Source organism: Sinomicrobium soli, from assembly GCF_003285545.1.
In the GTDB taxonomy this organism is placed as follows: Bacteria; Bacteroidota; Bacteroidia; order Flavobacteriales; family Flavobacteriaceae; genus Sinomicrobium.
Genome location: NZ_QLNV01000008.1, coordinates 216,672 through 238,671, shown reverse-complemented (window position 1 = coordinate 238,671; position 22,000 = coordinate 216,672). Strand labels below are relative to the sequence as shown.

The window sequence follows — 22,000 nt, the reverse complement described above, 5'->3', positions numbered from 1 at the left end:
ATGCGGTAGGATCTTTTCGACCGCTTGTTTTCTATTATTAAGTTAATCTAGTCAGGTTTAAAATTTAATCGAACGACCATGTCAAATCAAAATTTCACAGTAATTACTTCAATCACAGAATATCACAGGCTTCTTGAACTGGACAAGCCGCAGCACCCGCTGGTAAGCATTATTGATTTCTCAGCGGTCACCTATGTCAATCCAACTGAAGATATCTCCATTGTAATGGATCTGTACTTCATTTCCATCAAGCAGAATCCGGATTGCGTGTTACGGTACGGACCAAAGCACTACGACTTTACGGAAGGGGTAATGTCATTCATCAAGCCCGGCCAGGTATTGACGGTTGAACGCGGAAGTTCTCCGGTGACCGAGGGGTTCTCGCTGGTCTTCCATCCGGATTTTATCCGCTCATTTCCCCTGGCTTCAAAATTAAAGAATTACGCATTCTTTGATTATGAGGTAAATGAAGCATTGTTTTTGTCTGAAAGGGAAAAGGTGCATATCCGCAGCCTGATGGCCGGTATCATGCAGGAATACAACAACAATATTGACAGGTTCAGCCAGGAGGCCATAGTAGTTTTCATTGAGCTCTTGCTGGTATATGGAAACCGGTATTATAACCGCCAGTTCATCACAAGGAAGTCCAACAACGAGCACTATGTGGTCAAATTTGAAACGATGCTGGAATCCTATTTTTCTTCCGGCAAACTTCTGGAGTCAGGCCTGCCGAATGTAAAATATTTTGCTGAGCAGTTACACATGTCTCCTAATTACCTGAGCGACCTGCTGCGTTTATACACGGGGCAAAGTGCACAGGGCCATATTCAGGATCGTCTGATTGAACAAGCCAAAACATTGCTCACCACCTCGCACCTGAGCGTTGCAGAGATTTCCTATATGCTGGGTTTTGAGCAGCCCCAGTCGCTGAACAGGCTTTTCAAGAAAAAAACGAATATGTCACCGGTTCAGTTCAGGCAGTCGTTTAACTGATCCGATCAGGAAAACGGGCTAAGTATAAGGTGAATTCGGCTAAGTTTTTCAGGACGATAACAGCCAACTTTACAGTATTAAAAATATGCTTATGTCAAAAGATAATCAGGGTATGGTCTTCATTGTGGATATTAGCGGATATTCACAGTTTATCAGAAAAATCGATCCAACTGAAGGACTAACCATCATTCGCCGCCTGCTCAATGGAATCATTGAAAGCAACCATCTTTCTTTCAGAATTTCTGAAATAGAAGGTGATGCGATCTTATTTTATCGGATGGGAGGCCCACCATCGATAGCAGCTATTTTGGGACAGTTCACCCGGATGCGCAAGGCATTTAAAAAAGTCCTCCAGCTGTACCGGCCGGAATTACCCGAAGTCGGCCAATTGGAGCTAAAAGCGATCGCACACTACGGGCATATGGAAGAATTTAAAATAGACCGCTTCAGCAAACTCTACGGAAACATCCTTGTAGATGCCCACCGGTTATTAAAGAATAGCATTCCTTCTGATGCGTATGTCCTATTATCTATGGACTATCTGGAACAGATGGAAGAATTTCCATTGGATTATACGACATCCTGTGGTACCTATCAATGTGATATATATGATGTCGGCTCGCTTTGTTACCGGTATTTTCCTTTTGATGGAAAAGATATACCTAAGGATCTATCTTACCATAATCAAAAAAAGCGCAGTAAAATTAACTTAAGTGAAGAATTGGTTATCTGATTGCCCAGAATTCTGTACCATAAAATATTATAATGAAAATAGATTAAACAAGACAATTAGGAAAAAGGGATTTGAAATAACATAATACAGGTTGGCGAAGTTTAATGGCACAAATTAGGCCGAAGCTTGCTCTATAATTTGATAATACTATAATGAGAAAAAATGAAAAAACAGTTGTCATAACTGGCGGAAGCACCGGATTGGGTAAAGCCACTGCCGAAAAGTTTGCCCAGGAAGGCTATAAAGTTGTCTTATCGGGTAGAAACGAAGAAAAAGGCAAAGAAGTGGCCAATGAGATAAAAGAAAAATATACTGCTGAATGTATTTTTATACAAACAGACATAACCGAGGAAATTCAGGTCGAAAATCTGATAAAAAAAAGCGTAGAACAATTTGGCTGTTTAGATGTATTGGTCAACAATGCAGGTATTGCACCTTTTCAAGGTGGAGAGTTAGCACAATCCGAAACGGGAGCGTTAAAAGAAACTTTTGACACTAATGTCTTCGGGCTTTATTATGCGATGAAATATGCGCTACAAGTAATGGACAAACAGAAGTCGGGAGCTATAGTCAATGTTGCATCAGTATCGGGGCTCAACGGTATCAAGATGGGTGCATTCTACGCCGCAAGCAAACACGCCGTGGTGGGGCTCACCAAAAGTGCGGCTTTAGAGTATGCAGAGATGGGAATCCAAATCAACGCAATTGCACCAGGCACCATCCATACCGAGCTGTTTCAATATTTCATCGATACCGGCAAATTTTCATTAGAAAATGCCAAAGCAATCCATCCAATGAAACGCTTGGGTACGCCCGAAGACATTGCCAATGGCATTTATTATCTTGGATCGGGACAATCGCCCTTTATGACTGGAAGTGTTTTGACAATAGATGGAGGATATTTGGCAGTTTAAATTATACATATAAAAATGGAAGCAAGAGAAATCGTAAAAGCGTACTACCAGGCTGTGACAGACGGCCGATTTGAAGATTTACCAAAATACAAATCCCAAGATGCTACTTATTGGATCAGTGGAGAAAACTCCTGGTCTTTGGGAGGTTGGCGAACGCCAGAAGATATGGGCAATACTTTTAAACTATTGCAGGAACGTTTTCCGAAAGGTGTGACAATATCCATCCGGTCAATAATTGCCGAAGGAAATAATGTGGCTGTACACCTGAATAATTATGCGGTACGTGTTGACGGCAAGGTCTACGATAACGAGATCGTGGTACTCATGAAACTGGAAGGCGGCCTGATCATAGAGGAACGGGAGTTTCTGGACACCATTCATGTGAACGAGCTTTTCTGTGGTGATCTGGAAAAATAACAGAATCGTCAAAACGGCGAGGAAATGACCCGTTTCGGCGAATCCTATCAGGCTGCTTTAGTGCATCTTTGCAGTAGAATTAATTAATCATAAACAATGAGTTATTGCAGCTATATACCGTCAATGAAGGAGCCTAACAGAAGCCTTCATAAAAACTACCACGACAACCATTACGGCTTTCCTATCCACGATGACAACGAACTGTTTGGCAGGTTAATTATGGAGATCAACCAGGCGGGGTTGAGTTGGGAAACCATACTGAAAAAGGAGGAGCACTTCCGTCAGGCCTATGACAATTTCAACATCAAAAAAGTGGCGGGATATACCGAGGCCGAAAGGGAAAGGCTTTTGGCTGATGCAGGGATTATCCGGAACAAGCTAAAAGTGAATGCCGCCATAGAAAATGCAAAAACCATTCTTGCCTTACAAAAAGAGTTTGGCTCATTTGAAAAATGGCTGGAACACCACCACCCGAAAACAAAAGACCAGTGGGTAAAGCTGTTCAAAAAAACATTCCGCTTTACAGGCGGGGAGATAGTAAACGAATTTTTAATGAGCATTGGCTATTTACGCGGGGCGCATTCGGAGCATTGCCCGGTACAGCAACAGATCCTGAAGCTACAGCCAATGTGGACAAAATAAGATACTATGGATATTAACCTCTTTATACAGGATTTTATTGCTGTAAGTAACGCTTACAATACAAAAATTTATCTGGAAAAATGGCACATCAACGCTGTTCTTGATGACCCCTCCGTAGGGCGGGTTTTCAGAGGGCATCCGGGCATCAAGGACTATTTTGAAAGCTATTTCATTGGCTACAAAACTCAGACACGGCTTGTAAGCCTGAAGGTCATCAGCGAAAATGAAGCTCACATTGAAGTAGAATTTACAGGCGACTTTCCCGAGGGGAAAATAGGCGGGACATTTGATTTTACCTTCAGGGAGGGAAAGATCGCAGCAGCAAAAGCCGATCTGATAGGATAATTAAATATTTCAGGAGCGTATGTTCCAGAATAATTTATATCTTTGCACTCTATTATGGCAAGAAATGTAGAATTCGATGAAAAGTTAGCAGTCTCAAAAGCAATGGATGTCTTTTGGAAGAAAGGCTATAACGGTGCGTCCACCCGTGACCTTACCGAAGCTATGGGCATCAGCAACAGTAGCTTTTATAATACGCTCGGCGATAAGCACCAACTTTTTATTAAAGCAATAAAGTATTATACGGAATCAAGGATGGACAGCGCCACAAAATTGTTGCAGCCCATCAAATCACCGTTGAAAGCAATCGAGAAATTTGTCAATTCTTCTGTATATGCCATTACCAACGAGCCAAACAGTTGCCTTACCATTAAAACTACTTTTGAAGTCGCCATAGGTGATGAAGCGGTGCAGCGTATTATAAAAGCGGACAACGAATTTACGTACAACCTGCTGATAGGCCTGATTAGCAAAGCCATTGAGCTAAAGGAGATCAGGGTAAGTGATGATGCAGAGATGCTGACCGACTACATCATCAACCAGTTTACCGGCTGGCATGAATCTTTTATCATCCACAAGGACAAAACGAGGATCAGGAAAATGGCTGAATTTTTAATCCGGCAGATCAGCCAATAAATTTTTTATTTAAATCTGGAGCATTCGTTCCTAAATTATCAACACATGGATCTACAACAGCAATATACAGATTATTACACCGCAAGCGGCCAGCCGGAAATCGTAAAAATAGCCAGGGCAAGCTATGTTTCCATTTTAGGAAGCGGCAGTCCGGGCACCGATGCCTTTTATGCAAAGAAAAAGGCCATTGCGGCATTTAACAAAGCACTGCAAAAGAGCTTTGCCCATACGGGCAACGCATTTACCGGTACTGTCATAGAAATATTCTACTGGTTTGATGAAGACAAAGTAGGTTATGTAGATATCGGCGACTTTTACACAACGGTGGACCTGGCGTTGCTCCGTTACAGGATTGCCATTCGCATCCCTGAATTTGTTACCGATGAACACATCAGGCAAGTTGCCGGGGAAAGGCAGGATATTCCATTTGCCAGCGCCTTTGAGCGTTTTGAATATACTGCGGGAACGTGTGTACAGCTTTTGCATCGCGGACCTTTTGCCGGGGAGCTGGAAACCCTGCCCATCCTGCAACAGTTTGCAACAGCAAACGGACTAAAAAAATCAGGCATGCACCACGAGATCCACCTGGTTAATTTTGAAAAGGGCCAAAGCCAGGCGCACCTGCAAACCATCCTTCGCGACCCGGTAACGAGCATATAATTTTTTTCAACTAAATATGGAGCGTTCGCTCCAATAATAATAGCAATAATCAATAATGGAAACAATAGCAAAAAGACTAACAGGTAAAGTAACGCTTGTAACAGGGGCTTCTAAAGGTATCGGGGCATCCATAGCAGCGCATTTTGGCGCCGAGGGCGCTAAAGTCGTGGTGAATTATGCCTCCAGTAAGGAAGGTGCAGAAAAAGTAGTAAAACAGATAACGGATGCCGGCGGCAAAGCCATTGCCGTACAAGGCGACGTATCGAAAGAAGCGGATGTAAACAAGATCTTTGAAGAAACCCAGAAAGCTTTTGGCGGGCTGGACATACTGGTGAACAACGCCGGTGTTTTTGAATACCTGCCTATTGAGCAGGTAACCGCCGATTCCTTTCACCGTCAGTTCAATGTAAATGTGCTGGGTTCCATATTTGCGATACAGGGGGCCTTAAAGCTATTTGGAGACAAAGGCGGCAACATCATAAACATAAGCTCGGGTTCAAGCAGGACACCCATAGCAACGGGCTCGGTCTATTCTGCCACGAATGCAGCCCTGGATGCCATCACCATTGCCTTATACAAAGAATTTTCAGGAAGGAATATCCGCATCAATTCGCTCTTACCGGGCGCTATCGAAACAGAGGGTACGCATACCAATGGCTTTATCGGTAGCGAATTCGAGGCGCAAGTTATTGCCAATACGGCGCTTGGCCGCATCGGGCAGCCCGAAGATATCGCCAAAGTGGCTGTTTTCTTAGCTTCTGACGAGGCCGGCTTTGTAACCGGCGAACAGATCTTCGTTTCAGGCGGCATATTCGGACTTTAAACCTATCAACAATGGAAAAAATAACAAAAGAACTAAGCGGTAAGACCGCACTCGTTACTGGTGGAACTAAGGGCATCGGTAAAGCGATAGCTGACGAACTGGCTTCGTTAGGGGCAACGGTAATCGTATCGGCAAGACACGAGCCAGCGGAAAAGCTGCCCTATCATTTTATTCAAGCAGATGTGACGAATAGTGATAGCATCAGCGAACTAGCGGGACAGGTATTGAACCAATTCGGAAGCTTGGACATCCTGATCAATAATGTGGGCGGCACATCGGCCCCGGCGGGTGGGTTTAGCGTCTTGTCCGACGAGGACTGGGAAAACGACCTGCAATTGAATTTACTGGCAGCCATAAAACTGGACAAGGCTCTTGTTCCGTCGATGATCGAACGGAACACGGGCGTGGTGATCCACATCTCTTCCCTTAACGGTAAGCTGCCGTTGTATGCCTCCAACTTGTCGTATGGTGTTTCTAAAGCGGCACTGAACAATTACAGTAAAGCACTGGCCAATGAAGTAGCTATAAAAGGTATTCGGGTGATCGCTGTTTCCCCCGGAATGGTCAATACGACAGCAATGAAAGCCTTTCTCCATAATTACGCTTCCGCTATCGGGAAAAGTTTTGACGAAACACAACAATTGGTCATGGACAGCCTTGGCGGTGTCCCGATGAACAGGTTGGCACAGCCGGAGGAAATTGCCCATTTGGTAGGCTTTCTTTCTTCCCCTAAAGCTTCCTATATCACGGGTACAAATTACGTGATAGACGGAGGCACTATACCTACCACTTTTTAAGCTATGCACTTTAAACAATATTACAGATGATAAAGAATAAAATGCTCATTTACGGGGCAGCAGGATATACCGGGAAAATCATTGCGGCAAGGGCTAAAGAATTAGGGCTAGATTTTGAAATAGCGGGACGAGAACAAGACAAAATACAGGATTTAGCTTCGGAATTAGAGGTTGCGTATCACGTATTTACCGTAGAAGACGAAAACGGCTGGAAAACGGCTTTAGCGGACAAAAAGGTACTGATTAACGCTGCGGGCCCGTTTAAGTTTACCGCAGTACAGGCAATGACGGCGTGCCTGCGATCAGGCGTGCATTACCTCGACATCAGCGCCGAACTGGATACCTATCAATTGGCGGAAAGCATGGACATGAAAGCAAAAGAAGCGAATATCCAATTAATAGCAGGTGCCGGGCTGTTTGTAAGTTACGATGCACTGGCAGTTTATGTGGCAGGCAAGGTTACAAATCCGCAAAAGCTTTCAGTAGGGTTCCGGCACTTTGGCGGATTTTCCAGAGGTTCTGTGATCAGCAGTAAAAACATAGCCGATCTGGGAATATTGATACGGAAGGACAATGAGATCATTGTCAACCCCCATGCCGGCCCTAAAGTGTTCCGTTTTGTAGACCGCAAGGAAGAATGCCTGCCAACGCCTTTAGGCGGCATTGTCCTTTCCTATAGATCAACGAAGATCCCGAATATCGAAGAGTTTTTCTCACTGAAATTACCGGCTGCAGGGTTACCCGACCTCAACCCGGAAACGCTGCCTGATGGTCCAACCGCCGAAGAACGCGGTGCCGGCCGAAATGGCCTTGCTGCTGAAGTGGTCGGAGAAAACGGGGAACTATTCCGCGCGGCTGTGGATGCGCCATCGGGTTATACCCTCACACCCTTGTCGGTTGTGGCGGTAGCCAACCGTATCCTGAACAACGATTTTAAGATCGGTTACCAGTCGCCGGGTTCGGCTTATGGCGTATCGATTCTCTCTGATATTCCGGATACTCGCCTGATTGACATTACAGCATAAAAACAACATATTTTTAATCAATTTAATAAAAGCTTTATGAGCAACGAACAACAGATCCTAAACCTGATTGGACAATATACCCACTATCTTGACCAGGGAAATTTTGAAAAAGTAGGCGAACTATTTGCCGATGGAAAGATCATCGCACCAGGCAACGTTATGGAAGGTAAAGAAAACATAGCCCGCCAATTGGCGCAAAATCTTCAGGTGTATGCAGATGGTACGCCAAGAACAGCTCACGTTACAACCAATACAGTCCTGGATATTCAGGAAGAGGAAGCGACCGCAGTGTCCTACCTTACTATTTTTCAGCAGGATGCTGAACGCGATTTTCCGTTACAGCCTGTTGCTGTCGCACGTTATCATGATCTGTTCAAAAAAACGAACGGCAAATGGCATTTTTCTGTTCGTGAACTGGTGATTACCTTAGTCGGTGATCTGTCACATCACGCAGCACCCAATACCATTGACCCAAAAACCATTGAAAATAATGGATAATAATAAGACAGCTTTCATAACCGGTGCCAATAAAGGCATCGGTTTTGCTACGGCAAAGCTCCTGGCAGAAAAAGGTTTTCAGGTGTGGATGGGTGTTCGGGACATGCATAAAGGAAAAGAAGCGCATGGTATTCTGAAAGCGCTAAACCTGGACGTGCACGTGTTGCAAGTGGACGTTTCCAATGATGAAAGTGTGGCTGCAGCCGCACAATATCTGAAGCAACACCTAAGCAAACTGGATATTCTTATCAATAACGCAGGATTTGCCGAAGACCTTTCAGTAGCGCCGAGCGAAGAACCCATTTCCTCGATCAGGAAACAATATGAGGCGAATACATTTGGCCCGGTCCGCGTAACCCAGCAGTTACTTCCGTTATTAAAATCTGCACCAGATGCAAGTATCGTTATGATCAGCAGTATTGTCGGTTCGCTCGCGCTTTCAGGTGATGAAAGTACCGTCTACGGGCAGGTAAATTTCGCTGGCTATTCAAGTTCCAAAACGGCATTGAACGCGTTTGTCGTAGCGTTTGCAAAAGAGCTGAAACCATTTGGCATCCCTGTCATTGCCATAGAACCAGGCCACATCAAAACAGACCTGAACAACAATACCGGGACTGCGACACCTGAAAGTGCAGCTGAATTAATTGCTGAATATGCCCTGATGAAAGACATTTCCTTAAGCGGTAAATTTTTCGGGCCTAATGGCGCTTTGCCCTGGTAAAAAATCATTATAAGAATATAGACTATGGATATTAAAGAAATTGTCGGACGCTCAAAGGACATCAGGGCAGCCTATCATCAATTAGAGAAACGGCACCATGGCAGTGAATGGACTGTTGAGGAAGATGCCCTGGCGTTTTTAACAGATGCGGGTTTAGTTGGTCGCCACACAATGTCTCAGCAAATACGTTGGCCGGCAAAGGACACGGATACCGAGCTGGAACACAAATTGGGCGAATGTGTCTGGTGGCTGGCGGTTTTGGCCGACCGGATGGATATAGATTTTGAAGATGCTGTAGAAAAGTTTCTGACGAAAACTGAAAAATTATTAAGGTAAAAGTGGTCAATTTAGTTGCATCTGTATAATGATTTAAAGATAAGCTAATAGCGACAAGTAAATGTCTATTTAGTTTGAGGACAATTGTCCAACTTAATGACGCCTGACTATTTCTAAAATAGTGCAGATCCGAATACATAAGGTAGTTTGTAAATTTAGTAACAGATAAGAATGCCATGATTTCAAATAACTAAATGAATAAATTTTATAATGAGACACGAACTAAACTGGAAACCGCAATCAATGAATTAGAGATTGGGGCCGATTGTTCATTACATCGGAGAGAAGCTGTTATAGATAACATTCTTAAGTGTTTGTCAGAAGTTAAGGAATATGTTGTAAATAAGGGATTTAAAAATGTGGAGGAAAAAAATCCATTTTTTCAAATATCAGAAACCAGTAATTGTTTCAAAGCTCATTTATTATAACGCCATTTATAAGATAGATACAAGGAAGCCATACGGCGCAAAACGTATTAAGAAATACATGAACTTGCAGCATTTGGTGCAGCAGAAATGATATATCGTGGCATGGTTGTTTGCACTTTACCATTGGAAAGGTTTACGCTATTTTCCAATAATCTTTTCCCTATGACTCGTACCCCATTCGCCAAGTGCCGTTATAACGTTATGTAGTGAAAAGCCGTGTTCGGTCAAGGAATATTCTACGGTCGGGGGAAAAGTATCAAAGACTGTTCTAGCTATAAGTTGATTTACCTCCAAGGCCTTCAATTCTTTTGAGAGCACTTTGTCAGTAATACCCTGAACATCCCTCGATATTTCCTTAAATCGCTTATTTCCAAATTTTAGCGATATAATGATGGGTATTTTCCATCTCCCGTTTAAAACTTCTAAAGCGTCCTTAACAGGTAGAATTGCCTTCACGCACTCCTGTTTTTTCTCTTGATTTATTTTATCTGTGATCATAATGTGATGTATTACTATCCCATTGGATAGTGCTATCCAATGGGATAGTAATATCTTTTGGATAGCAAATGTAGGTAACTTTGCATAGTTAAACAAACAATAATTAAAAAATATGAGAAAAGACAAAATCATTTATTGGGTGTCCACTTCACTAACAATCCTGACCGGTGCATCCTCTGCCTTCCTTTACTTTACAGATGCTATGGGAGAAGCGTTCAGGCATTTAGGCTTTCCCGACTATTTTAAAGTTGAGCTGGCTATCGGCAAAATTATAGGCATTCCACTTTTACTTATCCCTGCTGTTCCCAGAATAATAAAAGAATGGGCTTATGCCGCTTATGGTATTGTTTTTATGTCGGCAATCATTGCACATACCGTTGTTGACGGCGTTGGAGCGGCGATAACACCATTATTACCACTTATTTTCTTAATCGTATCCCACCGATACTATCATAAATTAAATAGAGCATAAAATATTAGAGCGTCGCACTTATTAGTTGCTAGCGCTTACTAAAGGTAGTCCCACAGAAATCATTATAACTAAAAATAAAGAAAAATGAAAAAAATATTGCACATCATTTCAAGCATCCACGGAGAAACATCTTCCAGCAGTCAGTTATCAAACACAATCGTTGAGAACTTAAAAAATGCTTATCCTGACAGCCAGGTTAATAAACTCGACCTGTCGGAGTCACATTTCCCTTATCTTGAAGCCAAACATTTTGAGGCATTTTTTACACCTGCCGAACATCACACTGCAATCCAGCGAGAAGTGTTTGGCCGTTCCGGGCAGGCTATAACTGAATTGAAAGAAGCTGATTTTATCGTAATTGGTTTACCCATATACAATTTAGGTATTCCGGCCAGTTTAAAGGGATGGATCGATTACGTGGCGCGTGTTGGCGAGACATTCAGCTACGTAGATAATGCACCGATAGGTCTCTTAACCGATAAAAAAGTATATCTGGCCATCGCCTCAGGGGGTATATATAGCGAAGAGCCAATGAAGAGCTATGATTTTACAGAACCCTATCTAAGGGCAATCCTGGGATTTATCGGCTTGACAGACCTCACAGCCTTCAGGGTGGAGGGAACAGCTATCCCCGGAGTTAAAGAAACTGCCTTATCTAAAGCACAGGAAACAGTCAGTGAGTTTACTTTCTAAGTATTTTGTAATTCAGCATAGATAATAATGGGCAGCAAAGAAAGGATAGCCAGATTAAAGAGCGAGTTGCGTAAAGACATACTTTACGCAGCCCTTGCTATTTTAAAAAATGATGGACGCCAATCCCTAAGCCTGCGAAAAATAGCTGACCGCATTGAGTACTCTCCACCAGTAATATATTCTTACTTTAAAAATAAAGAAGCCATTTTAATTGCTCTATGCGAATTATGCTATCAGCAATTTAATGGATGTATTGAGAAAAATTGTAGAAAGCTGACCAACCCGGAAGAAAGGTTGACGGCAATAGTGACCACATGTTGGAACTTTGCGATTGACGAGAAAGAAATGTATAATTTAATGTGGGAGGTTGGTAGCACTTGCACCGATCCTTTTACACAATTCAAAGAGTTGGGACTATTTCTGAATTTTTTAAGTGAAACGCTGAAAAATCTGTGCGGCAAGAAAGTATGTACAGAAGAATACCTTTTACATAAAAGCCAGACTGCCATAGCAGTAATGCATGGGCATATTTGCTTGAATTATACGTTGTCAAATGCTGATCCGAAATTAAGGAGTAGAATGCTGAACGAGACTATACTTTACGTAATGAATCTTATAAACGACTATAATCTGACACCGCATGAACTCAATAATCATTATTGAGAGTGTGAAAAATAAAAGAGAATGAATAAATCGAAAATTCGTATTGGATTTATTGGGTTAAATCCAGACAAACAATGGGCTTCAACCGCTCATATACCTGCATTGCGAACGTTGGTTGAAGAGTTTGAAATTGTAGGGGTTGCAAACTCTACTTACCAGAGCGCCAAAAGATCAGCAGAAGCTTTCCAGATTCCCTTAGCTTTTGCAAATGCTCAGGCATTGATACAATCAAATGAAATCGACCTGGTGGTTATCACCGTCAAGGTGCCTCATCACTATGAATTGGTTAAGGCTGTATTGGAAGCCGGTAAGCACGTCTATTGTGAACATCCATTGGGCAATGGCCTGGAAGAAACAAAAGCATTGGCTGCATTAGCCGCCAAAAAAAATGTAGTCGCCGTGGTCGGCACTCAACTAGTTGCTGCTCCAGAGTTGCTTTATCTACAGCAACTCGTTAATGAGGGATATGTGGGGAGGGTTTTATCTTCTACCTTGAACGGTTCTGTTAACAACTGGGGGGATAACGTAATTTCTCACAATTACTATATTAATGATAAGTCATTTGGAGCGACATTATTTACAGTTCCATTCGCGCACACCTTAGCAGGTGTCATAAAAGTATTGGGAGGATTTGGGAAATTTAAGACAGAAATGTACAATAATTTCACCTCTGTAAAAGTAACCGATACAGACGAAATTAAATCTAAAACAACTGAAGACCAAATACTGGTTATTGGTGCATTTAAAAGCGGAGCTGCTTTTTCTGCTCATTATCGTGGCGGTATCAACGCAACCAGCCTAGTATGGGAGATTAATGGAACCGAAGGAGATATACAAGTTACCGGTACTTCAGGACACGCCCAACTGTTAAGACTTAACATACTTGGGAAGAAAAGCGGCGAAAAAGAATTGAGAAACTTGACTCCACCTATTGAAATGTACCAAGGGCTACCCAATGATCCTTTAGTTAGAAATGTTGCCGCCATTTACAGACTTGCAGCTGGTGATATCCGCAAGAATACCCATAACGCCCCCACATTTGAGGATGCAGCAGCATTGCACCAAGTTCTATCTTCAATTGAGCAATCTGCGTCAATTTAAGTGCACAATACAATGAAAGTCCAAATGGATTTTTTGAGATATGTGCGAACCATTGTAGCTAATTCATTCTGCGGTAAGGTGATAGAGTTGTTGAAATATGAATTTTTAGTTTAAAGAATATAATGTTCAATTTTAAAAGCAAATAATATGGATATAAAAAATGTCACAGTGTTTGGCGCAGGCGTACTGGGTGCGCAAATAGCGTTTCAAACAGCCTTTCACGGCCATAAAGTCACTTTATATGATATCAAAGATGAATTCCTTGAAAATGCCCGTAAAAGGTTTAAGAACCTACGTGAATCTTATAAGACCGATATCGATGCCACTGATGAGGATTTGGATAACGCTTTCAATAATATAAGTTATACTACAAATCTCGCAGGATCTGTTGCAGATGCAGATATTACCATAGAAGCCGTACCTGAAAACCTGGAAGTAAAGAAAGAATTCTATGTCAAATTAAGTACACTGGCACCGCAAAAAACCATTTTTTGTACGAATTCCTCCACACTGCTCCCAAGTGATTTTGCTGCTGAAACAGGCAGGCCAAAGAAATTTTTGGCACTGCACTTTGCTAACCTGGTCTGGAAGTACAACGTTGTAGAAATCATGGGTCATGCCAGCACGGATCCCCAAAACATCGAAATCATTCTTGCATTTGCAAAAACAATTGGGATGGTACCAGTTGTCATTCAGAAAGAAAATCCCGGCTATATTATGAATGCACTATCAGTTCCGTGGCTGATGACCGCATTGGATTTGTTGATAGATGGGGTCGGAGATGTAGAGAGTATTGATAAAACCTGGATACTAACACCAATTGGAAACAGGCATATCGGACCTTTCGCCCTTTTGGACATCATCGGAATGACTACTGCATATAACGTTATCACCAATAATGTAGAGAAGACTGGTGAGAATACTTGGATCAAAAGAAAAGAATTCATCAGAAAAAATTTTATAGAGCCAAATAAACTCGGAGTGTCCACCGGTGAAGGTTTTTACAAGTATCCAAACCCGAGCTACGAACAGGATAATTTTCTAAAACCTTAGAATAGTTATTAAAAAAACATTCTAACTAACATAATACAAAATTTAAATATGTCATTAATTGAAAATCTTAATTGGCGATACGCCACAAAAGCTTATGACCCAACAAAAAGGGTAAGCGAGGAGGATTTATACAAGATTCTGGAAGCTGCCCGATTGGCACCCACATCTTCAGGCTTACAGCAATATAGGGTATTAGCTATTTCTAATCAGGAAATGAAAGAAAGATTAAAAGAAGGCTCTCTAAATCCTGAATCTATGATGGATTGCTCACATGTCCTTGTATTTGCAGCTTGGGACAATTATACAGATGAACGTATAGATACGATATACGATTATACCACAAGGCAAAGAGGCTTGCCGGACGGACAATTTAAAAGTTATACCGATAAGATAAAAGCCATTTTCGCTTCACAAACCATAGAACAAAATTTTGACAATGCCGCACGTCAGTGCTACATCGGCCTGGCAATGGCATTAGCTCAAGCTGCAGAGCTAAAAATAGACAGTACGCCTGCTGAAGGGTTTGACAATGCTCAGGTAGATAAAACGTTGGAACTGAAAGTGAAAGGTTTAAAAAGTGTGGTTTTAATGTATGTGGGCTATCGTGCAGAACATGATTGGCTGGCTCCAATGAGAAAAGTTCGAAACCCGATGGATGAGTTTGTAACTTTTATTGAATAAGGCAATTGAATAATCCTTCAACTTGATGATCCGCATTAAGCCTAAATGTACCGTTTAGGCTTTTCTATTAATAAATCAAACATCAATATTGCAAACTAAGGGGATGGAAAAATTCTACAATGAAACACATCTTAAATTGGAAACTGCAATTCAAGAAATAGTAAGTGAAGCTGACTGCCCTACAAAAAGTATCGAAGCTGTTATACAGCTCATCATCACAAGCCTTTCGGATTTAAAGGATTTTATACTTAAGAAAGATTTTAAGAACACGGAAGAGGAAATCTATTTTTTCAAATACCAAAAACCTCTTATTGTTTCAAAACTCATCTACTATAATGCCATTTACAAAATCGAAACCAGAAAACCGTACGGAGTCAAACGCACCAGGAAATATCTTAATAAAGAACTGAAGAAACTAAAAAGGTTCTTTGATAATAACCTTGATTTTTATAAATATTACCGAAGCAATAACTCTTTCCTTGATGAGTGCCTTTTTGTACGTGGAAAACACAATATTGGGCTATGGTTAGATACTTTTTATTTTGAGGCAGACCATCGCTTTTCAACATCACATGACTATAAGGTCGCCAAAATTATTGCGAACGATCTTATACAGGTCTATCTTGAAGACCAGCTAAGTAATAACAAACAAAAAAACACTTCTGAAAGCTATCCTTTAAATTGGACCGCAAATAAAACCGCTTTAACAGAATTGATTTATGCACTCCATTCACAAGCGGTATTTGACAATGGAAATGCGGATATCAAACTCATTGCTAGAACATTTGAACTAGCTTTTAATATCAACTTGGGTGATTTTTACCATACCTATATGGAACTTAAAAGTCGAAAAATAAACCGGACAAAATTCCTTGACGGTTTGCGTGATGCTCTGATTAGGAAGATGGAGTGGAAAGAACGGATAAAGTGAACCACCCAAAACGGATGAAAGTGAGCAGTGTAAATGAAGTGTTTAAAATCGATTCAGTTCCGGCTTCTTCCCGTATCCAGGACAGAAGCCTGCTCGAGGCCAAAAGACTGCTGAAAACTTCAGATAGATACGTCAAGGAAATAGTTTATGAACTCGGTTTTTACGACCATGCCAGTTTTTCCAGGTTTTTTAAACAGCGTACCGGTTTGACCCCGCAACAGTTCCGGGAGCGGCATTGAACTTTAAACAGCAGCCACTGCTTCTTCTATCGGCCTCTCCCCTTCGTTGAATTCAATAATCTTGCCTATGGTATTGTCGTGATCCAGTGTTTCTATAATTACGGAAGCTACGTCTTCCCTGGGTACCCCCTGCTCTTTTTCGGGATCTTTTATGTTTATTTTTCCTTTTCCGGGACTATCCAGTAACCTGCCGGGCCTTACAATGGTATAATCCAGTCCGGATTTTTTTAAAAGCCGGTCTGCATAATGCTTGGCCACATAATAGGGGGCTATCCCCGATGCCGCCCAGCCCGGTCTTTTGTCAGCATTGAGGGCACTGACCATAACAAAGCGCCTGATCCCGCACTTACCGGCCGCATCCATACATTTCACGGCGCCGTCAAGATCGACAGTAAGGGTTTTATCATACCCTGTTTTACCCCCGGAACCCGCGGTAAAAACCACAATATCGATCTCCTTCATCAAGGCTGCTATATCATCCGTGCTGTTTTCAATACTTCCTGCGCGGGAAGTGATCTCCTGGCTGTCAAAAAAAGCTTGCTGCTCTTCTTTTCGTACCAGGGCCACGGGCATATAGCCAGAAGCGTCTTTTAGTTTTTCACACAGTATTCTCCCGACCTTTCCGTTGGCCCCGACAATTAAAACTTGTTTCATGATTTAGTCTTTTAGTTCTTAGTTCGTAGTTTGTTAGTTGGCATTCCGACAGCCTGTTCTGAGCATCGGGAAAGGAGAACCCCGAAGGGCTCAACGCAGTTAAATCTCCGGGGCTTCCGTTATGCTGTTAAAGTTCCTTTGGTCCTGGGCCGGAGATTCTTCACTGCGTTCTGAATGACAACTCCCCACTTCCCCCATTCCGACATTTGCAAACTAACGGTGATTTCTATTTTACAGTGTTGTACTTCCCGTAAGTTACAAAATCGGTCTGCAACCTGCAAAACGGGAGCGCTGAAAAATAAAAAGCCATCGTTTACACAAGGTCAACGATGGCTGTCTCCTATTAAGATCATTCGGGTTTATGCCGAGTTCCTGCTGGCATTAATATTTCCGAACAGTGATCTGGTGACCATTTTTTCGTAAATACCAAGCAGGTTCTCATCAGCCTCCGGGTCTTTTCGCAATTCATGGATCTTGCGCAGGGCATATTGCTGAATGGTAAGCAAAGGCAGTACGATTTTTTCCCGTATCTCGATAGAAGCCTTACCCGACCTGGTATTCTGCATCAGGTCCTGGTCTCCCGTTACCTTCAGTATCATTTTCTTGCTTCTGAGGTATTCATCGTGAATGATCGTCCAGAATTTTCCGTATTCCGCATCATCTTTCATGTACTCGGTAAGTTTGAAAAACGATTTGGTAAGGCTCATCATACTGTTTTCGATCAGTGTCCTGAAAAAAGTAGAATTCTGATAGAGCGACCTCACCCTGTCCAGTTCTCCCTTTTTATCGAGCGCCTCAATAGCCAGCCCCACTCCATAGAAACCGGGGACGTTCTGTTTCAACTGGCTCCAGCTTCCTACGAAAGGAATGGCCCGGAGATCGGAAAAATCGAGTTTTTCCGATTTTCCCCGTTTGGAAGGACGGCTGCCTATATTGGTTTTTGCATAGTACTTAAGCGTGCTCATCTCTTCGAGATAGGGCAGGAACTTGGGATGCTTTTTAAAGTCGACATACGCCTGGTAACTGATGTCGGCGAGCTCCTGCATGGTCTTTTTATCCTCTTTTTGCAACTTGTTCTGCGCTTCGTCAAAAACATCATTGGCGACTCCCGAACTGATAAGCTGCTCCAGGTTGTACTGGCAGGAATCCAGGGTCCCGAAATTGGAACTGATGGTCTGCCCCTGTACGGTGAGCTGTACTTCCTCATTTTCAATGGTAGGCCCCAGCGAGGCATAGAACTGGTGGGTTTTACCACCTCCCCTTGCGGGCGGGCCGCCACGGCCGTCGAAGAAGACCACTTTTATACCGTATTTCCGCGATACCTCGGTGAGTATTTCCTTGGCCTTGTATATACTCCAGTTGGCCATCAGGTACCCTCCGTCCTTGGTACCGTCGGAGAATCCGAGCATGATGGTCTGCTTGTTCCCTCTTCGTTTCAGAAGAGCAGCATATGCCTTGTCGGTATACAACACCTCCATGACCTTATCGGCCACCCTGAGATCGTCTACCGTCTCAAAAAGCGGAACGATATCCAGGGTAGGGTTTTTCCAGTCGCAAAGACGTATCATCGCGAAAGTTTCCATCACGTTCAGCGCACTCCCGTTATTGCTGATTATATAGCGGTTGGACCCCAGTTCTCCGTTGACTTTCTGGACCTCTTTCATGGCGTAAATGGATTCCAGTGTCGAACGGGTGATCTCTTCCTTAAAGAGTTTGGGATTGAGTTTTCCGCTTACCTTGCCCAGCACCTCGATCTGTTTCTTTTCAGACAGTTTCTCGTAATTGTCCGGAAAAATATCCAGCCCCAGGTTTCTCGACTCTGCAATAATGTCGGAAATTACAGTGTGGTGTACCCTTGAGTCCTGCCGGATATCCAGGGAAGCAAAATAAAATCCGAAGATCTTTACCTTATTGATCAGGTCGTTCACTTCTTCCACAAACAGTGACTGGTGTTCCTTTACCAGTATATCCTTGATATCCTGCAGTGCCGTGAGGGTCTCTTCAGCAGTAGTGAGCGGTTTTTCGGCATATACATAGATACTCTTGTATATTTTTTCTTCCAGGTCGGCAATGAGCTTGTCTACCACCTTAAAGGTGATCCTGCGCTTTAGCTTCCTGAGGTCCCTGTGATAGTTTTTCAGTACGGTGAGCCGAAGTCTTTCGGCCACCTTCAGGGTAATTTCACTGGTGACAAAAGGATTGCCATCGCGGTCACCCCCGGGCCAGAAACCGAGATTTATGATCTGGTTATCGAGCTTTTCTCCCTCAAAAATATTGTGTTGTATATAATTGTATATTTTGCTTACCGAAGGATAAAATACATTTTCCAGGAACCATATCAGGCTTACGGCCTCATCGTATGGTGTCGGTTTTTCCTTTTTGAAAAAAGGTGTTTTCCCGAGCTGGGCAAGCAGTACCTTGATCTCGTTAAGATCGTTATTCCTGATGGCCTTGGCCAGGTCGGTGATGATGCCCAGTACAGGGCCGGGATAAAACTGTGTAGGATGGGCCGTAAGCACCGGCCTTACCTTGAACTTCTGCAAAAAATCGCGCAGGTCTGCCGTTTCATTTTTTTCCTCGGCTTCTTCCTTAACGCTTCTCAGCGTACCCCGTCCGTCCATGTTGTTCACAACGGGAAATGCGGCATCCTCTATAGCGTCGAACAGCACTACCTGTCGCTCGATATACTGAATAAAACGGAACAGCAGATCATTCTTTTCCTCTTCGGCGGGATTTTCATAGTATTTCGAGAAAAAATTCTCTACGATTTCCGTAGGGTTTTTGCTCTCGTCATACCCCTTTTCACATATCTCGCTGAACAGGGGCAGCAAAACCCCCGTGTTGGTTATTTCATCAAAAGGCAGGGTCATCAGTATACTATTGTATATCTGATATTTAGACAATACATTCTCGTTAAAACGTTCAATTTTGGGTTTTCTCAACATATATACGCTACTTTTATTCCAGCCCGAAGATACAAAAACCCTCTCCAATACAGCAATCGGAGAGGGTTCTTTATTGTGTGTAAACAAAAATTTTACATTTCGTTAAATATGGAGTGCATCAATCGTTTCTTGTCGTTGATGCTCTCTTCGAGGGAGATCATGGTCTCTGTTCTCGCCACTCCGTCTATATCATCAATTCTAAAAATAATATCCTTGGCGTGCTTGGTATCTTTTGCCCTTACCTTACAGAAGATATTGAATTTGCCCGTGGTTACATGCGCCACCGTAATGTTGGGAATCTCATTAAGACGTTCGATAACAAACTTTGTCTGATGCGTCTTTTCCAGGAATATCCCTACATAAGCGATAAAGGCATATCCCAGTTTTACATAATCCAGTGTAAGGGAAGAACCCCGTATAATACCCGCTTCTTCCATTTTCTTGACACGTACGTGTACTGTCCCCGCAGAAATCAGCAATTTTTTTGCGATGTCGGTAAAAGGTGTACGCGTATTGTCGATAAGCATATCCAGAATCTGGTGATCTACTTCGTCTAATCTAAACTTTGCCATATTAATCTTACTTTTAACCAATAATTTTTAACTCTCTTTTTAATAACAAATCAGAGTGCAAAAAAATAAAAAATATTCAATATATACACGTAAATATTTATGTTTTTTGTTAAGATAGGGTTAATTTAAAGAAATAATTTAAGCAAAGCAGTTGTTTTTAAGTTTTTTTCTTCTACCGGACTGATCTTTTTTCCGCCGGCATCAAAAGTTTTATGCCCGTAAAACCCTTCAAGATCACCAATTTCTGATACGAAAGGGTCAAATTTGATTTTACCGTCTTCGGGTACTTCTTTATAGCGTATTCCTATATCCTTATATACCACATCGCCCTCATTCCCCGCAAAGGGAAAACGGTGGATGAGAATATCAAAAAAAAGTTTTCCGTTTTCGGGAATATCGAAGTACTCCCCGTACCCCTCCCCGCTTACCTCAGTACCGGAAATATATTCCAGCGCCGTTATAAGGGCAGTAAAGACAAATTTCCTGGTGATGTCCCTGTCGTAATCCTCCTTAAAATGGCCTGCTTCGAAAAGTATGGTGGGTGTTCCCAATGATTGAAAGCTGTCACCGACACAATTTATATTAAAACTGTCGTCGTACCGCCCCACCTGTCCGGGAATGTATTGCTGCAATACCCGGTTCATGGTGCCGATCACCTCCATACTCTTTTTCCGGGGCGCAGTTATGGTCCGTGCTTCGTCGGTAGCAGGAGAAAGGAACGAAAGCGTTGCCGGTTTGTCACTGTTTCCTGTGTTGAACAGGGTACGCTGATCGTGCAGGTTAAAGCAGAAATCGGGTTTGATCCGGTCGAAAGCATGCCGGAGCGCAAAACTTTCCGGCTGGCTGAGATCAGCCGCATCCCGGTTGAGGTCCACTTCATTGGCATTTACACGCGTATAGGCCTTTGCCCCGTCAGGGTTAAGCATGGGGATAATATATAAGGTACATTGTTCCAGGATATGCCGTGCGGGGCCCTCTCCCCGGTTCAGGAACTCCAGAAGATCGATCACGGCTTTGGTCGTTGTCGATTCGTTTCCGTGCATCTGCGACCACATCAGTATCTTTTTTTTACCTTCTCCCGTTTTCAGCAGGTAAATGGGCTCCTGTTTTACCGAAGTTCCGATAACGGAAATTTCTCCCTGTTTTTCATAAGTGTGTATAAGCGGTACTATATCGGCAGATGTGATATACCTTCCTGCCAGTCCGGAGTGATAATTAGCATCGTGCCAGGTTGTCAATTCCATAGGTTGATTTTTTAAGATTACAAAAGTAAACAATCTGCTTTTTACATCTGTAAACAGGAAAGGATGCTCCGGCTGTTTACAACAATAAACTTCTAAAAGAAGAAATCGCTTCCTGTAGCCCCTGTTTCCTACATCTTCAGGAGAAATGTTATTACTTAGGATATATTTAAATAAATATCAATTAATTATATATATTTATCTATACTAAAACTTTAATGTATTACAGTTTAAAAGCACATTAAAATTGCTATTTCGATCAATTATGTTTACATTTGTAACGAACACTTTA

The 22,000-nt window shown here is 42.5% G+C and carries 28 protein-coding genes; 23 read left to right on the top strand and 5 right to left on the bottom strand.

What is annotated here, in order from left to right:
• The first annotated feature begins 78 nt into the window (after positions 1 to 78).
• The 15 genes from DN748_RS12595 (at position 79) to DN748_RS19340 (ending at position 10,056) form a co-directional block, all read left to right on the top strand.
• On the top strand, positions 79 to 993 hold the full coding sequence (locus tag DN748_RS12595; protein ID WP_112372175.1) for a helix-turn-helix domain-containing protein: 915 nt from the start codon (positions 79 to 81) through the stop codon (positions 991 to 993).
• 91 nt (positions 994 to 1,084) lie between these two features.
• Positions 1,085 to 1,726, top strand: a complete 642-nt coding sequence (locus DN748_RS12590) for a DUF2652 domain-containing protein (RefSeq protein ID WP_161554555.1) — start codon at positions 1,085 to 1,087, stop codon at positions 1,724 to 1,726.
• A gap of 152 nt (positions 1,727 to 1,878) precedes the next feature.
• Entirely contained in the window at positions 1,879 to 2,640 is a 762-nt protein-coding gene (locus DN748_RS12585) for an SDR family NAD(P)-dependent oxidoreductase (RefSeq protein WP_201741476.1), read from the top strand.
• A 15-nt stretch (positions 2,641 to 2,655) separates the two neighbouring features.
• Positions 2,656 to 3,057: a nuclear transport factor 2 family protein gene (locus DN748_RS12580; protein ID WP_112372172.1), complete on the top strand. Its 402-nt coding sequence runs from the start codon at positions 2,656 to 2,658 to the stop codon at positions 3,055 to 3,057.
• A gap of 96 nt (positions 3,058 to 3,153) precedes the next feature.
• Positions 3,154 to 3,699, top strand: coding sequence for a DNA-3-methyladenine glycosylase I (locus tag DN748_RS12575; protein ID WP_112372171.1), 546 nt, complete (start codon positions 3,154 to 3,156; stop codon positions 3,697 to 3,699).
• A 6-nt stretch (positions 3,700 to 3,705) separates the two neighbouring features.
• Positions 3,706 to 4,044 carry a nuclear transport factor 2 family protein gene (locus DN748_RS12570; RefSeq protein WP_112372170.1) on the top strand — a complete coding sequence of 113 codons (339 nt, stop codon included), beginning with the start codon at positions 3,706 to 3,708 and terminating at the stop codon, positions 4,042 to 4,044.
• A 54-nt stretch (positions 4,045 to 4,098) separates the two neighbouring features.
• Positions 4,099 to 4,677: a TetR/AcrR family transcriptional regulator gene (locus tag DN748_RS12565; protein ID WP_112372169.1), complete on the top strand. Its 579-nt coding sequence runs from the start codon at positions 4,099 to 4,101 to the stop codon at positions 4,675 to 4,677.
• A 45-nt stretch (positions 4,678 to 4,722) separates the two neighbouring features.
• On the top strand, positions 4,723 to 5,337 hold the full coding sequence (locus DN748_RS12560) for a GyrI-like domain-containing protein (protein ID WP_112372168.1): 615 nt from the start codon (positions 4,723 to 4,725) through the stop codon (positions 5,335 to 5,337).
• Positions 5,338 to 5,392: 55 nt separating this feature from the next.
• Complete coding sequence (locus DN748_RS12555) at positions 5,393 to 6,160, top strand: SDR family NAD(P)-dependent oxidoreductase (protein WP_201741475.1); 768 nt, start codon at positions 5,393 to 5,395, stop codon at positions 6,158 to 6,160.
• A gap of 11 nt (positions 6,161 to 6,171) precedes the next feature.
• Positions 6,172 to 6,957 (top strand): SDR family oxidoreductase, encoded by a 786-nt coding sequence (locus tag DN748_RS12550; RefSeq protein ID WP_112372167.1) that lies wholly within the window; start codon positions 6,172 to 6,174, stop codon positions 6,955 to 6,957.
• A gap of 26 nt (positions 6,958 to 6,983) precedes the next feature.
• Positions 6,984 to 7,982 carry a saccharopine dehydrogenase NADP-binding domain-containing protein gene (locus DN748_RS12545; protein WP_112372166.1) on the top strand — a complete coding sequence of 333 codons (999 nt, stop codon included), beginning with the start codon at positions 6,984 to 6,986 and terminating at the stop codon, positions 7,980 to 7,982.
• A 36-nt stretch (positions 7,983 to 8,018) separates the two neighbouring features.
• Positions 8,019 to 8,480: a nuclear transport factor 2 family protein gene (locus DN748_RS12540; protein WP_112372165.1), complete on the top strand. Its 462-nt coding sequence runs from the start codon at positions 8,019 to 8,021 to the stop codon at positions 8,478 to 8,480.
• The gene (locus DN748_RS12535; RefSeq protein WP_112372164.1) at positions 8,473 to 9,201 is read left to right on the top strand and encodes an SDR family NAD(P)-dependent oxidoreductase; all 729 of its coding nucleotides are present in this window, start codon (positions 8,473 to 8,475) and stop codon (positions 9,199 to 9,201) included. Before DN748_RS12540 ends, DN748_RS12535 begins: the two co-directional genes overlap by 8 nt.
• A gap of 24 nt (positions 9,202 to 9,225) precedes the next feature.
• Positions 9,226 to 9,537 carry a nucleoside triphosphate pyrophosphohydrolase family protein gene (locus DN748_RS12530; protein WP_112372163.1) on the top strand — a complete coding sequence of 104 codons (312 nt, stop codon included), beginning with the start codon at positions 9,226 to 9,228 and terminating at the stop codon, positions 9,535 to 9,537.
• A 357-nt stretch (positions 9,538 to 9,894) separates the two neighbouring features.
• Complete coding sequence (locus DN748_RS19340; RefSeq protein ID WP_236636853.1) at positions 9,895 to 10,056, top strand: RteC domain-containing protein; 162 nt, start codon at positions 9,895 to 9,897, stop codon at positions 10,054 to 10,056.
• Positions 10,057 to 10,103: 47 nt separating this feature from the next.
• Here the strand turns inward: DN748_RS19340 and DN748_RS12520 are convergent, their stop codons facing one another.
• Positions 10,104 to 10,463: a winged helix-turn-helix transcriptional regulator gene (locus tag DN748_RS12520; protein WP_052195972.1), complete on the bottom strand. Its 360-nt coding sequence runs from the start codon at positions 10,461 to 10,463 to the stop codon at positions 10,104 to 10,106.
• 112 nt (positions 10,464 to 10,575) lie between these two features.
• On the opposite strand from DN748_RS12520, the gene DN748_RS12515 reads away from it, so the two are divergent.
• The 8 genes from DN748_RS12515 (at position 10,576) to DN748_RS12480 (ending at position 16,296) form a co-directional block, all read left to right on the top strand.
• Positions 10,576 to 10,935, top strand: coding sequence for a DoxX family protein (locus DN748_RS12515; protein WP_112372162.1), 360 nt, complete (start codon positions 10,576 to 10,578; stop codon positions 10,933 to 10,935).
• 84 nt (positions 10,936 to 11,019) lie between these two features.
• Positions 11,020 to 11,628, top strand: coding sequence for an FMN-dependent NADH-azoreductase (locus DN748_RS12510; RefSeq protein ID WP_112372161.1), 609 nt, complete (start codon positions 11,020 to 11,022; stop codon positions 11,626 to 11,628).
• A 27-nt stretch (positions 11,629 to 11,655) separates the two neighbouring features.
• Positions 11,656 to 12,291 carry a TetR/AcrR family transcriptional regulator gene (locus tag DN748_RS12505; RefSeq protein WP_112372160.1) on the top strand — a complete coding sequence of 212 codons (636 nt, stop codon included), beginning with the start codon at positions 11,656 to 11,658 and terminating at the stop codon, positions 12,289 to 12,291.
• Positions 12,292 to 12,312: 21 nt separating this feature from the next.
• Positions 12,313 to 13,392 (top strand): Gfo/Idh/MocA family protein, encoded by a 1,080-nt coding sequence (locus DN748_RS12500; protein WP_112372159.1) that lies wholly within the window; start codon positions 12,313 to 12,315, stop codon positions 13,390 to 13,392.
• A 147-nt stretch (positions 13,393 to 13,539) separates the two neighbouring features.
• Complete coding sequence (locus DN748_RS12495; protein ID WP_112372158.1) at positions 13,540 to 14,445, top strand: 3-hydroxyacyl-CoA dehydrogenase; 906 nt, start codon at positions 13,540 to 13,542, stop codon at positions 14,443 to 14,445.
• A 48-nt stretch (positions 14,446 to 14,493) separates the two neighbouring features.
• Positions 14,494 to 15,126, top strand: coding sequence for an NAD(P)H-dependent oxidoreductase (locus DN748_RS12490; protein ID WP_112372157.1), 633 nt, complete (start codon positions 14,494 to 14,496; stop codon positions 15,124 to 15,126).
• A gap of 103 nt (positions 15,127 to 15,229) precedes the next feature.
• The gene (locus DN748_RS12485; protein ID WP_112372156.1) at positions 15,230 to 16,057 is read left to right on the top strand and encodes an RteC domain-containing protein; all 828 of its coding nucleotides are present in this window, start codon (positions 15,230 to 15,232) and stop codon (positions 16,055 to 16,057) included.
• A gap of 20 nt (positions 16,058 to 16,077) precedes the next feature.
• Entirely contained in the window at positions 16,078 to 16,296 is a 219-nt protein-coding gene (locus tag DN748_RS12480) for a helix-turn-helix domain-containing protein (RefSeq protein ID WP_236636852.1), read from the top strand.
• Positions 16,297 to 16,299: 3 nt separating this feature from the next.
• On the opposite strand, the gene DN748_RS12475 is transcribed toward DN748_RS12480, so the two are convergent.
• The 4 genes from DN748_RS12475 to DN748_RS12460 form a co-directional block, all read right to left on the bottom strand.
• Positions 16,300 to 16,950 (bottom strand): SDR family oxidoreductase, encoded by a 651-nt coding sequence (locus tag DN748_RS12475; RefSeq protein WP_112372154.1) that lies wholly within the window; start codon positions 16,948 to 16,950, stop codon positions 16,300 to 16,302.
• 359 nt (positions 16,951 to 17,309) lie between these two features.
• Positions 17,310 to 19,895, bottom strand: coding sequence for a phosphoenolpyruvate carboxylase (locus tag DN748_RS12470; RefSeq protein ID WP_112372207.1), 2,586 nt, complete (start codon positions 19,893 to 19,895; stop codon positions 17,310 to 17,312).
• A gap of 92 nt (positions 19,896 to 19,987) precedes the next feature.
• Entirely contained in the window at positions 19,988 to 20,467 is a 480-nt protein-coding gene (locus DN748_RS12465; protein ID WP_112372153.1) for an Lrp/AsnC family transcriptional regulator, read from the bottom strand.
• 125 nt (positions 20,468 to 20,592) lie between these two features.
• The gene (locus DN748_RS12460) at positions 20,593 to 21,711 is read right to left on the bottom strand and encodes a M14 family zinc carboxypeptidase (RefSeq protein ID WP_112372152.1); all 1,119 of its coding nucleotides are present in this window, start codon (positions 21,709 to 21,711) and stop codon (positions 20,593 to 20,595) included.
• Positions 21,712 to 22,000 lie beyond the last annotated feature (289 nt).

Coding starts and splice junctions, on each gene's coding strand:
- DN748_RS12510 (WP_112372161.1), top strand. CDS start 11,020: ATGAAAAAAATATTGCACATCATTTCAAGCATCCACGGAGAAACATCT.
- DN748_RS12520 (WP_052195972.1), bottom strand. CDS start 10,463: ATGATCACAGATAAAATAAATCAAGAGAAAAAACAGGAGTGCGTGAAG.
- DN748_RS12490 (WP_112372157.1), top strand. CDS start 14,494: ATGTCATTAATTGAAAATCTTAATTGGCGATACGCCACAAAAGCTTAT.
- DN748_RS12545 (WP_112372166.1), top strand. CDS start 6,984: ATGATAAAGAATAAAATGCTCATTTACGGGGCAGCAGGATATACCGGG.
- DN748_RS12500 (WP_112372159.1), top strand. CDS start 12,313: ATGAATAAATCGAAAATTCGTATTGGATTTATTGGGTTAAATCCAGAC.
- DN748_RS12485 (WP_112372156.1), top strand. CDS start 15,230: ATGGAAAAATTCTACAATGAAACACATCTTAAATTGGAAACTGCAATT.
- DN748_RS12575 (WP_112372171.1), top strand. CDS start 3,154: ATGAGTTATTGCAGCTATATACCGTCAATGAAGGAGCCTAACAGAAGC.
- DN748_RS12470 (WP_112372207.1), bottom strand. CDS start 19,895: ATGTTGAGAAAACCCAAAATTGAACGTTTTAACGAGAATGTATTGTCT.
- DN748_RS12475 (WP_112372154.1), bottom strand. CDS start 16,950: ATGAAACAAGTTTTAATTGTCGGGGCCAACGGAAAGGTCGGGAGAATA.
- DN748_RS12535 (WP_112372164.1), top strand. CDS start 8,473: ATGGATAATAATAAGACAGCTTTCATAACCGGTGCCAATAAAGGCATC.
- DN748_RS12580 (WP_112372172.1), top strand. CDS start 2,656: ATGGAAGCAAGAGAAATCGTAAAAGCGTACTACCAGGCTGTGACAGAC.
- DN748_RS12460 (WP_112372152.1), bottom strand. CDS start 21,711: ATGGAATTGACAACCTGGCACGATGCTAATTATCACTCCGGACTGGCA.
- DN748_RS12565 (WP_112372169.1), top strand. CDS start 4,099: ATGGCAAGAAATGTAGAATTCGATGAAAAGTTAGCAGTCTCAAAAGCA.
- DN748_RS12595 (WP_112372175.1), top strand. CDS start 79: ATGTCAAATCAAAATTTCACAGTAATTACTTCAATCACAGAATATCAC.
- DN748_RS12505 (WP_112372160.1), top strand. CDS start 11,656: ATGGGCAGCAAAGAAAGGATAGCCAGATTAAAGAGCGAGTTGCGTAAA.
- DN748_RS19340 (WP_236636853.1), top strand. CDS start 9,895: ATGTGGAGGAAAAAAATCCATTTTTTCAAATATCAGAAACCAGTAATT.
- DN748_RS12555 (WP_201741475.1), top strand. CDS start 5,393: ATGGAAACAATAGCAAAAAGACTAACAGGTAAAGTAACGCTTGTAACA.
- DN748_RS12590 (WP_161554555.1), top strand. CDS start 1,085: ATGTCAAAAGATAATCAGGGTATGGTCTTCATTGTGGATATTAGCGGA.
- DN748_RS12560 (WP_112372168.1), top strand. CDS start 4,723: ATGGATCTACAACAGCAATATACAGATTATTACACCGCAAGCGGCCAG.
- DN748_RS12515 (WP_112372162.1), top strand. CDS start 10,576: ATGAGAAAAGACAAAATCATTTATTGGGTGTCCACTTCACTAACAATC.
- DN748_RS12585 (WP_201741476.1), top strand. CDS start 1,879: ATGAGAAAAAATGAAAAAACAGTTGTCATAACTGGCGGAAGCACCGGA.
- DN748_RS12540 (WP_112372165.1), top strand. CDS start 8,019: ATGAGCAACGAACAACAGATCCTAAACCTGATTGGACAATATACCCAC.
- DN748_RS12550 (WP_112372167.1), top strand. CDS start 6,172: ATGGAAAAAATAACAAAAGAACTAAGCGGTAAGACCGCACTCGTTACT.
- DN748_RS12465 (WP_112372153.1), bottom strand. CDS start 20,467: ATGGCAAAGTTTAGATTAGACGAAGTAGATCACCAGATTCTGGATATG.
- DN748_RS12570 (WP_112372170.1), top strand. CDS start 3,706: ATGGATATTAACCTCTTTATACAGGATTTTATTGCTGTAAGTAACGCT.
- DN748_RS12495 (WP_112372158.1), top strand. CDS start 13,540: ATGGATATAAAAAATGTCACAGTGTTTGGCGCAGGCGTACTGGGTGCG.
- DN748_RS12530 (WP_112372163.1), top strand. CDS start 9,226: ATGGATATTAAAGAAATTGTCGGACGCTCAAAGGACATCAGGGCAGCC.